The sequence below is a fragment of the Staphylococcus sp. HMSC077D08 genome (assembly GCF_001837945.1).
Classification (GTDB): domain Bacteria; phylum Bacillota; class Bacilli; order Staphylococcales; family Staphylococcaceae; genus Staphylococcus; species Staphylococcus epidermidis.
The window spans coordinates 80,300-96,484 of the sequence record NZ_KV834754.1 but is presented as its reverse complement, the minus strand read 5'-3'; the positions used below and the strand labels follow the sequence as shown (position 1 = coordinate 96,484).

The 16,185-nt window shown below is 32.8% G+C and carries 15 protein-coding genes; 11 read left to right on the top strand and 4 right to left on the bottom strand.

Features of this window, described 5'->3' with window-relative positions; translation table 11 throughout:
• Window positions 1-270: 270 nt before the first annotated feature.
• Entirely contained in the window at window positions 271-807 is a 537-nt protein-coding gene (locus HMPREF2663_RS02760) for a methylated-DNA--[protein]-cysteine S-methyltransferase (RefSeq protein ID WP_070845745.1), read from the top strand.
• Between the two features lie 236 nt (window positions 808-1,043).
• Here the strand turns inward: HMPREF2663_RS02760 and HMPREF2663_RS02755 are convergent, their stop codons facing one another.
• On the bottom strand, window positions 1,044-2,210 hold the full coding sequence (locus tag HMPREF2663_RS02755; protein WP_001832323.1) for a hydroxymethylglutaryl-CoA synthase: 1,167 nt from the start codon (window positions 2,208-2,210) through the stop codon (window positions 1,044-1,046).
• Window positions 2,211-2,455: 245 nt separating this feature from the next.
• Here HMPREF2663_RS02755 and HMPREF2663_RS02750 point away from each other — a divergent pair, with 245 nt between their 5' ends.
• Window positions 2,456-3,733 (top strand): hydroxymethylglutaryl-CoA reductase, degradative, encoded by a 1,278-nt coding sequence (locus HMPREF2663_RS02750; RefSeq protein WP_001832354.1) that lies wholly within the window; start codon window positions 2,456-2,458, stop codon window positions 3,731-3,733.
• Between the two features lie 76 nt (window positions 3,734-3,809).
• Here the strand turns inward: HMPREF2663_RS02750 and HMPREF2663_RS02745 are convergent, their stop codons facing one another.
• Both HMPREF2663_RS02745 and HMPREF2663_RS02740 read right to left on the bottom strand, forming a co-directional pair.
• Window positions 3,810-4,244, bottom strand: coding sequence for a CHAP domain-containing protein (locus HMPREF2663_RS02745; protein WP_001832340.1), 435 nt, complete (start codon window positions 4,242-4,244; stop codon window positions 3,810-3,812).
• 257 nt (window positions 4,245-4,501) lie between these two features.
• Complete coding sequence (locus HMPREF2663_RS02740) at window positions 4,502-4,717, bottom strand: sterile alpha motif-like domain-containing protein (RefSeq protein WP_002447085.1); 216 nt, start codon at window positions 4,715-4,717, stop codon at window positions 4,502-4,504.
• A 187-nt stretch (window positions 4,718-4,904) separates the two neighbouring features.
• Here HMPREF2663_RS02740 and HMPREF2663_RS02735 point away from each other — a divergent pair, with 187 nt between their 5' ends.
• The 6 genes from HMPREF2663_RS02735 to HMPREF2663_RS02705 all read left to right on the top strand — a co-directional run bounded on the left by HMPREF2663_RS02735 (window position 4,905) and on the right by HMPREF2663_RS02705 (window position 12,355).
• A complete protein-coding gene (locus tag HMPREF2663_RS02735) occupies window positions 4,905-5,789 on the top strand; it encodes a cidABC operon transcriptional activator CidR (RefSeq protein WP_002458227.1) in 885 nt (294 codons plus the stop codon).
• A gap of 313 nt (window positions 5,790-6,102) precedes the next feature.
• On the top strand, window positions 6,103-6,495 hold the full coding sequence (locus HMPREF2663_RS02730; protein WP_070845743.1) for a CidA/LrgA family protein: 393 nt from the start codon (window positions 6,103-6,105) through the stop codon (window positions 6,493-6,495).
• Complete coding sequence (locus HMPREF2663_RS02725; protein WP_002447088.1) at window positions 6,492-7,181, top strand: LrgB family protein; 690 nt, start codon at window positions 6,492-6,494, stop codon at window positions 7,179-7,181. The genes HMPREF2663_RS02730 and HMPREF2663_RS02725 overlap by 4 nt, the downstream gene beginning before the upstream one ends.
• Window positions 7,182-7,230: 49 nt before the next feature.
• Window positions 7,231-8,970 (top strand): pyruvate oxidase, encoded by a 1,740-nt coding sequence (locus tag HMPREF2663_RS02720; protein WP_002447089.1) that lies wholly within the window; start codon window positions 7,231-7,233, stop codon window positions 8,968-8,970.
• Between the two features lie 242 nt (window positions 8,971-9,212).
• Entirely contained in the window at window positions 9,213-11,240 is a 2,028-nt protein-coding gene (gene ptsG, locus HMPREF2663_RS02715) for a glucose-specific PTS transporter subunit IIBC (protein ID WP_070845741.1), read from the top strand.
• A gap of 347 nt (window positions 11,241-11,587) precedes the next feature.
• Complete coding sequence (locus tag HMPREF2663_RS02705) at window positions 11,588-12,355, top strand: CPBP family intramembrane glutamic endopeptidase (RefSeq protein ID WP_083319963.1); 768 nt, start codon at window positions 11,588-11,590, stop codon at window positions 12,353-12,355.
• A 64-nt stretch (window positions 12,356-12,419) separates the two neighbouring features.
• Here HMPREF2663_RS02705 and HMPREF2663_RS02700 read toward each other — a convergent pair whose 3' ends face one another.
• Complete coding sequence (locus tag HMPREF2663_RS02700; RefSeq protein ID WP_070845737.1) at window positions 12,420-13,472, bottom strand: zinc-dependent alcohol dehydrogenase family protein; 1,053 nt, start codon at window positions 13,470-13,472, stop codon at window positions 12,420-12,422.
• A 223-nt stretch (window positions 13,473-13,695) separates the two neighbouring features.
• On the opposite strand from HMPREF2663_RS02700, the gene HMPREF2663_RS02695 reads away from it, so the two are divergent.
• From HMPREF2663_RS02695 to HMPREF2663_RS02685, 3 genes are all read left to right on the top strand, one after another.
• Window positions 13,696-14,022, top strand: a complete 327-nt coding sequence (locus HMPREF2663_RS02695; RefSeq protein WP_002447094.1) for a thioredoxin family protein — start codon at window positions 13,696-13,698, stop codon at window positions 14,020-14,022.
• Between the two features lie 183 nt (window positions 14,023-14,205).
• Window positions 14,206-15,054: a YitT family protein gene (locus tag HMPREF2663_RS02690; RefSeq protein ID WP_002458221.1), complete on the top strand. Its 849-nt coding sequence runs from the start codon at window positions 14,206-14,208 to the stop codon at window positions 15,052-15,054.
• Between the two features lie 82 nt (window positions 15,055-15,136).
• A complete protein-coding gene (locus HMPREF2663_RS02685) occupies window positions 15,137-16,117 on the top strand; it encodes an alpha/beta hydrolase fold domain-containing protein (protein ID WP_002491014.1) in 981 nt (326 codons plus the stop codon).
• The last annotated feature ends 68 nt before the right edge of the window (window positions 16,118-16,185 follow it).

Genomic DNA, 16,185 nt, shown 5'->3' with positions numbered 1-16,185 from the left:
CTTTAAATTCTAAATCTTGACGAGTCTGGAACGTAAAACAAAGTTCCAGACTTTCTTAAAGTATGGACTGTCAATAATTGACTTAATATAAAGATAATGACATTTTTCAATTTTAGTTATCGTTGTTGGTGTATCATATTTTATTCAAGTGTTTATCCAATTTCATAAATATAGCAATTATCTATATTATAAAATGATGTTCAGGATAGAATGCGTTAGTTTATAAGGATATGACTAGAATGATATACACACTTAAGGAGTTGGTGAAATATGTATCAGTCTATGTATGACTCGCCCGTCGGCTTATTGCAATTAATTACAAACGATGGCATCTCGTTGTCACATGTCTTATATCCCAATCAACATTTGAAAGGAATTAAAACAAAGGATACTTTAGATATTTTTAAAGATACTAAAGCATGGTTAAGAGAGTATTTTAAAGGGAATTATCCTGAGATAAAAGTACCGTTAGCACCAAAAGGCACTGATTTTCAACAGAAGGTATGGAATGAACTTCAGACAATTCGTTATAGAGAACTTAAAACATATGGAGAGATTGCTAAAACAATAGGTCGAGCAATGAATAAACCAGCAATGTCAGCTCAGGCTGTAGGAGGTGCTGTTGGGAGTAATCCTATTTCTATACTTATACCATGTCATCGAGTGGTTGGTAAGGATGGAAATTTAACAGGATATGGAGGTACTTTAGATAACAAAATAAAATTATTAAAATTGGAAGAAATAGATATGACACATTTATATAGACCTAAAAAAAACAACGAAACCTTGAGATACGTCATTATATAGAATTGCTTTAGTTATTTGTTAATGTTGATCTATGGATAGGGTTCGTTTTTTATCTATGAATAGTAGATAAAGAGTATATAAATAGTAGAGGTCTATACTAGATGAAATTGTATTATCGTGGGATTAAAAAAGCCCCTAAAAACAGCTATATGACGTTGTTTTTAGGGGTAAATATGAACAGCAAGTTTGATTATTTCATATTAAAAAATTAAAAGAGCAAAAGAATTGAGTTTAGATTATTCTGCTATATGGTATTCGCGAATATTGTTATCAATAGATTTTAAATAGAAAATGTCACGATCTTCATTTGATTTTTCAAGTTCATGATTCAATTCTAAGTGATCGAAGCGCTCAAAGAAATGTTCATATTCATCAACAGAAACCTCTATTCTATTATTTAATAAAGATTTGTGGCGCTCAACATCTAATTGTTCCTTGAACCCATCTACTAATGTTCCACTAAAGAACTCGCCTACAGAACCAGAACCATAACTAAAGAGACCAATCGTTTGTCCGCCTTTTAAATCACGTGTTTCTAATAAAGAGATGAGACTTAAATATAAGGACCCTGTGTAAATATTACCGACATAACGATTATAATCAACTGCATTTTGGTAACTAGAGTTAAGGCGTTCTTGTGTAGTTTCATCGGCATGATTAATAATAGAATCTAAAGCTTTTTGTCCCATTTTGGTGAATGGTACATGGAAACATAGTGAAGCGAAATCAGCGAGTGTTTTATTATGGCGGCGTGCATATTCATTCCAACTTTCTTGGAATGACTTGATATAGGCATCTTTCGACAATGCACCAGCAACTAAGGGATATTGATGACCCGTTGGACGCCAGAAATCATAAACGTCTTCAGTATATGCTACGGCATCATCATTAAGTTTTAAAATACTTGGGTTATGTGAAATCATCATTGCAACTGCACCGGCACCTTGAGTAGGCTCACCACCAGAACGAATACCATAACGAGCTGTATCACTGGCAATGACAAGAACCTTTTCGTTAGGGCGTTGAGCTAGATAATCTTTGGCAAGTTGGATTGCAGGTGTTGCTGCATAACAAGCCTCTTTCATTTCAAAGCATCTTGCAAAGGGTTGAATACCTAAAAGATGGTGAATTTGAACGGCTGCTGCTTTAGCGTTATCAATCGCAGACTCAGTTGCTACTATAACCATACCAATATTCTTTCTATCTTCTTCTGTTATAATATCTTTAGCAGCATTGGCTCCCATAGATACGATATCTTGGTTCACTGGGCTCACAGCCATTTCAGTTTGACCGATTCCAATTAAAAATTTATTAGGATCGACTTGGCGCGCTTCTGCAAGTTTAGCCATGTCTACATAATATTTGGGTACATAAAAACTTATTTTATCTATACCTATATTCATAAGGTGTGACATCCTTTCTTTTTTTAGAAGTAGCACTAGTATCATACCAAAGAAAATTCTTTTTATACAATGAAATATAACAGACATGACCAGGAATATATAATAAATTTGTAAGCGCTTTACAACAATTGTAAAAAGTTTAGAATTATTTTTGTGCAAGACAATGTTGGCAGTTGATATTTAAAGAGAAGTATAAATGATTACATCACTACATTAATATAAAGATATTTTAAAGGAGTATATGAATGAAAAGTTTAGATAAAGGATTTAGACATTTAACACGAAAAGATAAATTAAAAGAACTTGTTGAATACGGTTGGCTAGAGGATGAAAACTATGAAATATTACTTAATTATCCGTTAATTAATGAGGAAGTCGCTAACAGTTTAATTGAAAATGTCATTGGTCAAGGTGCACTACCAGTAGGATTATTACCTCAAATTATAGTTGATGGTAAAGAATATGTAGTACCTATGATGGTAGAGGAACCGTCAGTCGTAGCAGCAGCAAGTTATGGTGCAAAACTCGTTAATCAAAGTGGAGGATTTAAGACGATTTCAAGTGAACGTCTAATGATTGGACAAATTGTCTTTGATGATGTAGATGACACAGGCTCATTAGCTAACTCAATATATCAAATTGAATCACAAATTCATCAAATTGCTGATGAGGCTTACCCTTCTATTAAAGCAAGAGGTGGAGGATATCAACGTATTGAAATAGATACATTTCCTGATCAACAATTATTATCTTTAAAGGTTTTTGTTGATACTAAAGATGCTATGGGTGCCAATATGTTAAATACGATATTAGAAGCAATCACTGCACATCTTAAAGTTAAATTTTCAAATCAAAATGTTTTAATGAGCATTTTATCTAATCATGCGACAGCATCAGTAGTAAAAGTACAAGGAGAAATAGATATTGAAGATTTACATAGAGGAGAGAGAAGTGGCGAAGTGGTAGCGCAACGTATGGAACGAGCGTCGGTTCTTGCACAAGTAGATATACATCGTGCTGCAACACATAACAAAGGTGTGATGAATGGTATACATGCTGTAGTATTGGCTACAGGCAATGATACAAGAGGCGTTGAGGCAAGTGCTCATGCATATGCAAGCAAAGATGGTCATTATAGAGGGATAGCTACTTGGGAATATGATCGCTCACGTAATAAATTGGTTGGAACTATTGAAGTTCCTATGACTTTAGCTACAGTAGGTGGAGGTACGAAAGTTTTACCTATTGCTAAAGCCTCTTTAGATTTGCTCAATGTTGAAAATGCACAGGAACTAGGGCAAGTTGTTGCTGCTGTTGGATTAGCACAAAATTTCTCCGCATGTAGAGCGCTAGTGTCTGAGGGGATACAACAAGGACATATGAGTTTACAATATAAATCATTAGCGATTGTTGTAGGTGCAAAAGGTGAAGAAATTGCGCAAGTAGCTGAAGCGCTCAAATATGAATCACAAGCTAATACTGCTAAAGCTCAAGAAATCTTGATGAATATAAGAGAATCATAATTAAAAAGCCGTCAAACGGGTATATCTTGATATATAGCTTTAAGGATATACTTATTTGACGGTTTGTTTGATTTGTTTAATAAATATAATTATAGTTTCGTGCAGACGATTTACTAATAATGCGTGTGCCGTAGCCTAATGGCACATTATAATTATATTCAGAAATTTTGATTTTTCCGTTCTTATATACTTTTTCAACTACTGCTACGTGCCCATAATAGCCTCTTGTTGATTGCATAACAGCGTATTTGCGAGGCTTATGTCCAGTTGCATAACCAGATCGACGTGCATTGCTATACCAATTCTTAGCATTACCCCATCGATTTGATACAGGTTTGCCTAATTGAGCACGACGTTTAAATGCCCACCAAGTGCATTGTTTTTTACCATAATAATTATGTGAAGCAGCATGTGAAATATGCGTTTGTTCAATAGCTTGATATGAGAGTGTTCCAGTAAACGTAATCATGGTAGCGATAATAATACGTGATAATAATTTTTTAAATTTCATTTCTTTCTCCCAAAAAATGTTTTTATTTAAAGACAGTAATAATAATAATATTTGAAAATGCGCTATACAATATAAGAAACGAATTATCAAAGTAAATGTAACATTAATGAAATATACATATTTTTATCGTAATAATGGTTTGAGTAAAAAAAGAGAGAGACTACATTTATATTAAATGTAATCTCACTCAGGTACGAGATGATTAACTCCATGTATATAAGTATGCGTTAATGTTAAAGTCATGTCATAACATCAATTTATACTTTAGTGAATTGGTTGAAAACAGCTAGTGCCCGTTTGATACTCGCCACTGGTATGTTTTCCGGACATGGATGATTTCGAAAATATGTCAAGATTTCGTTTTGGCTCTTCACGTCTTTAGGGAAATTGATATCTTGATTAATCCAATCAACCAATTCACCTAATGGCGTGTCATCACCAAGGAAATTTTGCATAAATTCGTAAAAGCTCAATATCTCACCTCATAATATATTATATGAGCCGACTCTCATTGTAACATATTTTCGTTTTTTAAAATACTTGAAAAACAAAATAAAATGTTTTGAATTATAGTTTTTAAATTTATTAATCGCAAGAAAGGTCAATTTTATTGTATAATTAAACTTACTATTGAATCATATAAAAACTAGGGGGATATGCATGGATATAAAACACATGAAATACTTTGTTGAAGTTGTCAAACAAGGTGGTATGACAAACGCTTCAAAATCTTTGTATATTGCGCAACCAACTATCAGTAAAGCAATTAAGGATATAGAAGCAGAGATGGCTGTCCCTTTATTTGACCGGAGTAAAAGAAGTTTAGTACTTACTGATGCAGGTAAAATTTTTTTCAAGAAATGTCAAGAAATCATCGCACTATATGATAATTTGCCCACTGAAATTAATAGTTTGTATGGTTTAGAAACAGGTCACATCACTATTAGTATGTCTGCAGTGATGAGCATGCGTAAATTTATTGGCGTATTAGGAGACTTTCATCAACTTTATCCGAATATCACCTACAACTTAATCGAAAGTGGTGGTAAGACGACTGAAAACCTTATACTTAATGATGAAGTGGATATTGGTGTGACAACATTGCCAGTAGATCATCACAAATTTGAATGTATATCTTTAAACAAAGAAGAACTGACTGTAGTTTTAAATAAAGAACATCCTTTAGCACAAAAATCTTCTATTAAAATGGAAGAATTAGCTGATGAGAACTTCATTTTATTTAATGAAGATTTCTATCTCAACGATAAAATTATTGAAAATGCGAAGAATGCAGGATTCGTGCCGAACATGGCCTCACAAATCTCACAATGGAATGTGATTGAGAATCTTGTCATTAATCAATTAGGTATTTCCATATTGCCAGCCACTATAGCACAATTACTTAATGATGACGTCAAAATTGTACGTTTGGAAAATGCACATACAACTTGGGAGCTTGGTGTCGTTTGGAAAAAAGATAAACGTTTAAGTCATGCGACAAATAAATGGATAGAATTTTTGAAAGAAAGATTATCTGAAGAATAATATAAATATAATAATAAACAACGCATTTAATAAAAGAGCGAAGTTGTTAAAGATGTGAAATGATTTATTTTCACAAAGTCATATTACAACGAAAACGTAGGGTTTTGAATTATAGATTAATTCTGCCTTACGTTTTTTATTATCAATTATTAATTTTGTAGCACTATTAATTTGCTAGCGTTTTCATAGATTTAAGGAATATAAAATATCATGAATAAATATTTTTAATATATAATAGTAAACACTATAATGGAAAATGTCACTAAAAAACACAGTAACAATTTGGACACATTTTTAGAAAGGGGTGTTGTTGATGGAAAAAGCAAAATTTGTCATTAAGTTAATACTTCAACTTGCCCTTATCATGCTTATTACTTTTATAGGCACTGAAGTTCAAAAATTACTTCATATACCTCTAGCAGGTAGTATTGTAGGGCTAATGCTTTTCTTCCTATTGTTACAATTTAAAATCATACCTGAATCATGGATTAATGTAGGAGCAGACTTTTTACTTAAAACAATGGTTTTCTTCTTTATCCCATCAGTGGTAGGAATTATGGATGTTGCATCTAATATCACGATGAATTATATATTATTCTTTATTGTTATTATATTTGGTACATGCCTTGTAGCACTTTCATCAGGTTATATCGCTGAAAAAATGCTAGAAAAAAACAATAGACGTAAAGGAACTGATCACTCATGAATGAATACTTACAAGCAGTTCTAATGATTTTATTAACCATCGTTTTATATTATATTTCCAAAAAGATTCAAGATAAATATAAAAATCCACTATTAAATCCAGCTCTTATTGCATCAATTGCAATAATTATTGTTTTATTGGTTTGCGGAGTAAGTTATAAGGGGTATATGAAAGGTGGTACCTGGATTAACCATGTTTTAAACGCTACAGTTGTATGTCTTGCATACCCACTTTATCAAAATAAAAAGAAAATAAAAAAATATTTAACAATTATTTTCACAAGCGTGTTGACTGGTGTAGTTCTCAATTTTGTGTTAGTATTTACAACGTTGAAAATCTTTGGTTATTCTAAAGACACAATTGTTACCCTATTACCTAGATCAATTACAGCAGCAGTAGGTATAGAGGTTTCTCAAGAGTTGGGAGGAACAGATACAATTACTGTGCTCTTTATTATAACTACAGGTTTAATCGGCAGTATTTTAGGTTCAATGCTTTTACGTATGGGAGGTTTTAAATCTTCCATTGCGCGAGGACTAACTTATGGAAATGCTTCTCACGCATTTGGTACCGCAAAAGCATTAGAGCTTGATATTGAATCAGGAGCGTTCAGTTCAATTGGTATGATTTTAACAGCAGTCATTAGTTCTGTTCTTATACCAGTACTGATTTTATTGTTTTACTAAAGGGAAAAAGATTTACTCATATTAATAGAAAGGGAGGCTATTTGTAAAAATGGCACAAATTAAAGCAAATGAAGCATTAGTTAAAGCATTACAAACTTGGAATATTGATCATTTATATGGTATTCCTGGCGACTCAGTAGATGCTGTTGTTGATAGCTTACGTACGGTCAGAGATCAATTTAAATTCTATCACGTACGTCATGAAGAGGTAGCGAGTTTAGCTGCTGCAAGTTACACAAAAATGACAGGTAAAATTGGTGTAGCTTTAAGTATCGGGGGACCTGGTATTGTACACTTATTAAATGGTATGTACGATGCTAAAATGGATAATGTACCTCAACTTATTATTGCTGGACAAACAAATAGTACATTATTAGGTACAAAATTCTTCCAAGAGACAAACATTTCTAAAATGGTTGATGATGTTGCTGTATATCACCACCAAATTCAAAAAGGTGATAACGTATTTGAAATTACAAATGAAGCAATTCGTACGGCATACGAGAAAAAAGGTGTCTCTGTTATCATTTGTCCGAATGACTTATTAACTCAAAAAATTAAAGACACTACAAATCGTGCAGTTGATACAACTAAACCAAAACCAGTTTCACCAAAATTCAAAAGTATTAAAAAAGCAGCTAAATTAATTGATAAAGCTAAAAAACCAGTAATGCTTATTGGTTTAGGTACACAACACGCTAAAGATGAATTACGTGAATTTATTGAAGCTGCAAAAATTCCAGTTATTCACACATTACCTGCAAAAACAATTTTACCTGATGATCATCCTTATAGTATTGGTAACTTAGGTAAAATTGGTACTAAAACATCTTATCAAACAATTCAAGATGCAGACTTACTAATTATGGCTGGTACAAACTATCCGTATGTTAACTATTTACCTAAGAAAAACATTAAAGCTATTCAAATTGATACGAACGAAGAAAATATTGGTGCACGCTTTAAAATTAATGTAGGTATTTTAGGCGATAGTAAAGTTGCTTTCCATCAACTAACTGAAAACATTAAGCATGTTGCAAAACGTCCATTCTTAGATAAGACATTAGAACGTAAAGCAGTTTGGGATAAATGGATGAAACAAGATTTGAATAATGACAATTCACCATTACGTCCAGAACGTTTAATGAAAGCAATCAATGCTAACTTAAAAGATGATGCAATTATCTCAGCAGATGTTGGTACATCTACAGTATGGTCTACGCGTTACTTAAACTTATCTGTAAATAATAAATTCATTATTTCTAGTTGGTTAGGTACTATGGGCTGTGGTTTACCAGGTGCTATGGCAGCTAAAATTGCTTATCCAAACCGTCAAGCAGTAGCTATCACAGGCGACGGTGCGTTCCAAATGGTAATGCAAGACTTTGCTACAGCTGTTCAATATAACTTACCAATGACAATCTTTGTATTAAATAACAAACAATTGTCATTCATTAAATATGAACAACAAGCTGCTGGTGAATTAGAGTATGCCATTGATTTCTCTGATATGGATCATGCTAAATTTGCTGAAGCTGCTGGTGGTAAAGGCTATGTTGTGAGAGATGTAAGTCGTCTTGACGACATCGTTGAAGAGGCAATGGCTCAAGATGTTCCAACAATCGTTGACGTTCATGTTGATCCTAATGCTGCACCATTACCAGGTAAAATTGTAAACGAAGAAGCATTTGGTTACAGTAAATGGGCTTATAGATCAATTACTGAAGATAAAAACTTAGACTTTGATCAAATCCCACCAATCTCTGTAGCAGCTAAACGTTTCTTATAATAATAAATTTGTAGAAACTCGACTCTAAGTAGTCGAGTTTTTTTATGTAAATTTTCAAAAATTATTGTAAACGCTTTATTGAATGTGTATACTAGAGGTAAATAAAATCATTGCGTGTTACTGGTTATGCAGGCATGAGCAAATAAGAGTGTCTATCTTTCGTGATATGAAATTGATAGTCTTATTTGTTCATGCTTTTTTTGTGGCACGTGAATAAGAAGATAGAGAGGAATGAATTGATTATGTTTAAAAAGCTATTTGGTCAAATGCAACGTATCGGTAAAGCTTTAATGTTACCAGTTGCTATTTTACCAGCTGCAGGGTTGCTATTAGCAATTGGGACTGCATTTCAAGGCGAAGCGTTACAACATTATCTTCCATTTATAAAAAATGATATTGTTCAACAAATCGCTAATATGCTTACAGGTGCTGGTGGTATCATATTTGATAATCTACCTATTATCTTTGCTTTAGGTGTAGCAATTGGTCTTGCAGGTGGAGATGGTGTAGCTGCTATTGCTGCATTTGTTGGTTTTATCATTTTAAATAAAACAATGGGTGCATTCCTGCATGTAACCCCAGATAAATTATCAGATCCAACTAATGGATACGCAAATGTATTAGGGATTCCTACACTTCAAACAGGTGTGTTCGGAGGTATTATTATAGGTGCACTAGCGGCTTGGTGTTATAACAAATTCTATAATATTACCTTACCATCATATTTAGGATTCTTTGCAGGTAAACGTTTTGTACCAATTATGATGGCAACAACATCTTTTATTTTAGCTTTTCCGATGGCAATTATTTGGCCAACGATTCAAAACGGTTTAAATGCGTTTAGTGAGGGGTTATTAGATTCTAATACAGGTTTAGCTGTATTTTTATTTGGATTTATTAAGCGACTATTAATACCATTTGGTTTACATCACATTTTCCATGCACCATTCTGGTTTGAATTTGGTTCTTGGAAAAATGCTGCCGGCGAGATAATTAGAGGAGACCAACGTATTTTTATTGAACAAATCCGTGAAGGTGCTCACTTAACTTCTGGTAAATTCATGCAAGGGGAATTCCCAGTCATGATGTTTGGATTACCGGCTGCAGCATTGGCTATTTATCAAACAGCAAAACCTGAGAATAAGAAAGTAGTTGCAGGTTTAATGATTTCTGCTGCATTAACATCATTTTTAACTGGTATTACTGAACCATTAGAATTCTCATTCTTATTTGTAGCACCATTCTTATTCGTAATTCACGCTGTATTAGATGGTTTATCATTCTTGACACTGTACTTGTTAAATGTACATTTGGGATATACTTTCTCTGGAGGATTTATAGATTATGTCTTATTAGGCATTCTACCTAATAAAACGGCATGGTGGCTTGTCATTCCAGTAGGTATTATTTATGCAGTGATTTACTACTTTGTATTTAGATTCCTTATTGTTAAATTTAACTATAAAACACCAGGTCGTGAAGATAAAAAATCAACAGTAACAACAACATCAGCTAGTCAACTGCCATTCAATGTTTTGAAAGCAATGGGTGGTAAAGAAAATATTAAACATCTAGATGCTTGTATTACTCGACTAAGAGTAGAAGTAAATGAAAAATCAAAAGTTGATGTTGCCGGTCTTAAATCATTAGGCGCTTCAGGAGTACTTGAAGTCGGTAACAATATGCAAGCCATTTTCGGTCCTAAATCTGACCAAATCAAACACGATATGGCTAAGATAATAAGTGGAGAAATTACAAAACCAAGTGAAACAACAATTGATGAAGAAGTGTCAGATGAGCCTGTACATGTGGAAGATATTGTAGAAACAGAAATTTACGCACCTGGACATGGCGAGATAATTCCGTTATCTGAAGTACCTGATAAAGTTTTCTCTGAAAAGATGATGGGTGATGGTATCGGATTTGTACCAGATTCAGGAGAAATTGTAGCACCATTCGATGGTACGGTTAAAACAATTTTCCCTACAAAACATGCGATAGGATTGGAATCTGATAGTGGCGTTGAAGTGTTAATTCACATTGGTATCGATACAGTTAAATTAAATGGTGAAGGTTTTGAAAGTTTAGTAAATACTGATGAACCAGTAACACAAGGTCAACCATTAATGAAGATTGATTTAGAATACTTAAAAGAACATGCTCCAAGTATTATTACACCAGTAATCATAACAAACCAAGAAGACAAAACATTAACAATTGAAGATGTAAAACAAGTCGATCCTGGTAAAGCGATTATGACAATTAAATAAAGTCTATAAGAATAACTTGATGGCTAAAACAAACAAGTCTGGGACAATGATATTTTATGTCCCAGACTTTCTTTATGTATATACAAATTCTTATGAGATGAGCCCAACAGAGAGAATTTCCGAAGAAATACCATGGACAAAGCAAGTTGGGGTTGGGGCCCCAACAGAGAGAATTTCCGAAGAAATTCCACGGACAAAGCAGGTTGGGGTTGGGTAGAAGACAGGGGACTATGATTTCTATCCTAATTTGGCGCTCGTTTTAATAGGGGAAATTTTACAAAGTTGACAAGCGTGATAATTATAGGCAATGTTGATATTGGACATATCATTTTAAAGTGAAAGGAAAGTTGATAATCATGGATGACTTGAAGCAAAATCAATCTGCTAGCGAAAAACCTAAAGGTAATAAAATAGTTAATATTTTGATATTCATCGGAATGATTTTATTAATTCAAATACCTATTGGCGTGTCACTAATAGCTTTACCATTTTCAGTGAAATTCAGTCAGTTAACTTCCATCGCATTAAGTATGCTAATAACTGGTATAGCACTATTAATCATATGGTTAGTTAGGAATTATTATTTGAGTCATACATATGAAAGACAATATCAATCAATGAGGGGAAAAGATATCTTTATTAATATTGGCTTTCTGATATTAGCAATGGTTTTTAGTATTCTAAGTAGTCTATTAATGGTCATATTTACTGGTAACGATACTACAGCTAATGAGAAAGAAATCAATGAAAGTTTAGATCTACTTTTACAAAAAGACCATTTACCACATATTTCAATTGTTGCAACTGTTGTTTTAATGATATGTATTATAGGTCCGTATTTAGAGGAATTACTCTTTCGAGGAATTTTTAAAGAAACATTATTTATGAAATATCGATTTTGGCTACCATTCATTATATCTTCTATTATTTTTAGTTCACAACATTTATCAACAAATATATTTTCATATGCAATTTATTTTCTAATGGGTTGTGTATTATACCTTGCCTATAACAGAAGACGTAATATTAAAGATAGTATGATGGTTCACATGCTGAATAATTCTGTTTCAACATTACCGGTATTTGTTGGTTATTTATGGCTATATTTTAGATAGTAAACATAAGAATAGAGACCTGATTAAAAGTAGATGTATCTTTTGATCAGGTCTATTTTACATGTTAAATTGTGATATCATTTTCTATGATTAATTTAATAGCTTTGTGATCTGTTGCATTTCTAAATAAATCATAGGCACTTTCGATTTCACTCAGTTTACTATAATGTGTCACGAGTTGTTCTGGTTGTATTATTTTGCTTTTTAACGCTTCAAGTAATTCTTCAGTTGTATTTCCAGAAACTAATCCAGTAGTTACGTTAATATTTTTAATCCATAATTTATCTATATCAAGTTGTACAGGTAACCCATGCACACCAACATTAGCAATCGTACCATCAACACCAATTAAATTTTGACATAGATCAAAGGTTTGTGGAATTCCGACAGCTTCAATAGCAACATCAACACCACGTGGATTTAACGATTTTACCTTTTTTATTGCAGTTTCAGTTTCTTTAGAGTTAATTAAATGTGTAGCACCTAGTTCTTTAGCGGTTTCTAATCTATTATCATCTAAATCAATCATAATAATTTTTGAAGGTGAATAGAATTGTGCTGTAAGTAATGCTGCTAAACCTACAGGACCAGCACCTACAATGGCTACTGTACAGCCAGGTTTAACTTTACCTTTTAAAACACCAATTTCATAACCGGTTGGAAGTATATCTGATAACATTACAAGGGCGTCGTCTTTTAAATTTGAAGGGGCGTGATATAAAGAATTATCTGCGAAAGGAACTTTAACATATTCTGCTTGAGTACCATTCACTAAATGTCCTAATATCCATCCTCCTCCGTTTTCACAATGTGCATAGATACCTTTTTTGCAATAGTAGCATTTGCCACATGATGAAATGCAAGAGATAATCACTTTATCTCCAACTTTGAAGTTGTTAACGTTGTCACCAATTTCTTCAATGATTCCAATACCTTCGTGACCTAGTGTCGTATGTGATTGAACTTCAGGTGTATCTCCTTTTATGATATGAAGATCTGTACCACAAATTGTCGTCTTAACTATGCGCATAATAGCGTCAGTACTGCTCGTAATTGTTGGCTTCTCTTTATCCGTAAGTTGTGCGTGACCAGGTTTTAAGTATTCATAAGCTTTCATATCAATACCTCCATTTACTATGTGAATTTTTTCACAATAATTATACCACGTTTTTTGAATGGATATATATAACTTTCGTGAAAAAATACATTTTAATCAGTGTGTTCAGTTCTTTCTGAAATTAAAATAGAGTATTTAAATTAGTGAAGTGCGATACATTGTTCATTTACACTTAAATCATTTATGATTGAGTTAAATCTTTGAAAGATAGTAGGTGTATATCATGTATGAGAATTTACAAAATATTGAAGATTTTTATCGATTTATAAATGTACATGATTTAGCTGTTGTTCATATTATGAGAGATAATTGTACAGTATGTCATGCAGTATTACCCCAAATTCAAGATTTACTAAAGGACTATCCGAAAGCACAATTAGGTGTGATTAATCAATCTAATGTTGAAGAGATTGCCGGAGAACTTTCTATTTTTACAGTACCTGTTGATTTAATTTTTTTTAATGGGAAAGAAATGCATAGACAAGCACGTTTTATCGATATGCAATCGTTTGAAAAACAATTGTATATGATGCAAAATGCCATTGATTAAGATACCGGGGTAAAATAAATCAAAATCAAATAACGAATTTGTAAAGAAATGCTTTGGAAAATAATTATTGATTTTCAGGCATTTCTTTTTTTGTATTTTTAATCATTGGGCTGTATCTTCATTCGTGTTATGATTAATCTCGTATGTTTTAAATTAAACAGTCAATAGATGAAGGAGGCCAAAATGAAGAAGCAACAGAATAAAGTCCATATGATTAATATATCTTTATGCCTTATAGGAACATTACTTATTGCAATCGCAGTAAATAGTTTTGTTATACCGGGCAATTTAGGTGAGGGTGGTTCTATAGGCCTTTCATTAATTCTGAATTATACTCTAGGTATTTCACCCGCACTCAGTTCCTTCATCATTAACGCAATATTAATAATTGTAGGTTGGAAATTTCTTAGTAGAACGACAGCGATTTACACTGCTATAACAATCACCGCAAGTTCAATCTTTCTTGATTTAACGCACACATTCGGATTAGGTATTCATGATAATTTTATTAACTCAATTTTTGCAGGTTTAATGTTGGGAATCGGTTCTGGCTTAGTCATCACAGCTCATAGTACATTAGGTGGGACATCTGTCATTGCACGTATTATTTCAAAGTATAGTGAGATAAAAACGTCACAAGCGTTACTCATTTTAGATGCAATTATCGTGTTATCATTTATCGTTGTATTACCTATAACGAATGTATTATATACCATTGTGATGCTATTTATTGTTGAGAAGTCTATGTCTTTTGTTGTTGAAGGATTTAATCCTAAAAAAGCTGTGACAGTTATTTCAAAATATAATAAAGAAATCAGTGCTGATATATATGAAATGACTGGAAGAGGGGCAACCTTATTAAGTGGTAAAGGTGCTTACCAAAAAAGTGATACAGAGGTTCTCTATGCCGTGGTATCCCAAAATCAAGTTGGAGCAATAAAAAAGATTGTTAATGCCAATGATGAAAATGCCTTTTTAGTGATTCATGATGTGCGTGATGTCTTAGGTAATGGTTTTATTAATATTAAATAAGATTTAATAAATCGAGCCAATTACTCAACGTTTAGACGCTGATGGTTTAAAATGATTATAGATTGAGGAGGTTAGCACATTCATGTTTAAAAAGATTGCTACTATAATAGGTTCGACATTATTTGGTACAGTTTTATTCGCAAAAGTGAAAGAAAAGCGTAGTTATAAAAGTTTTTTACAAGAGAAAATGATTAGAATGTCAGGAATGAAAAAGACATTTGAAAGTGTAGATGATGCCAAAAAGGCATTGAATGAAACGAAATATCAAACTGCAGGTAAATATAGTGGAACCACATATGAATTTAAGCATAAAGTTCAAATTAGAGATTACTATGGTTCTTTAGTCTATGTTGTTAATGATCATGGTCTTCCAGATCAACGCACGGTCTTATATGTACATGGCGGCGCATGGTTCCAAGATCCTTTGGAGAGTCATTTTGAATATTTAGACTTACTCGTTGATGCGCTCGATGCTAGGGTAATTATGCCCGTATATCCTAAAATACCACACAGAGATTATCGTACGACATTTGAATTATTAACAAAAATATATAAGCGATTATTGACTAAAATTGATAAACCTGAAAACTTAGTCATTATTGGAGATTCAGCCGGGGGACAAATTGCATTAGCTTTCGCACAAATGTTAAAAAAAGAGCAACTCAGTCAACCTGGCCATATTGTTCTTATTTCACCGGTGCTTGATGCGACATTTAAGAATCCAGAAGCAAGAAAATATGAAAAAGAAGATCCAATGCTTGGTATTGACGGCAGTAAATATCTTGTAGAGTTATGGGCTGGTGATACACCATTAGATGACTATAAGATGTCTCCAATGAATGGTGATTTAGAAGGCCTAGGACATATTACACTTACTGTAGGAACCAAAGAAACATTATATCCTGATGCAGTTAAGTTCTCTCATATGCTGAATGAGCAAAACATTAAGCATCAGTTTATACCAGGATACAATTTATTTCATATTTATCCTTTATTCCCTATCCCAGAACGCCAACGCTTTTTAGAACAGCTTAAAAAAATCATTGTCACAAAAGAGTTATAATCAAATGAGATGCGGATACTTAATGAAAAGTTATAATTATGTATTCCCAAAAATAAAGCGAAATCTTG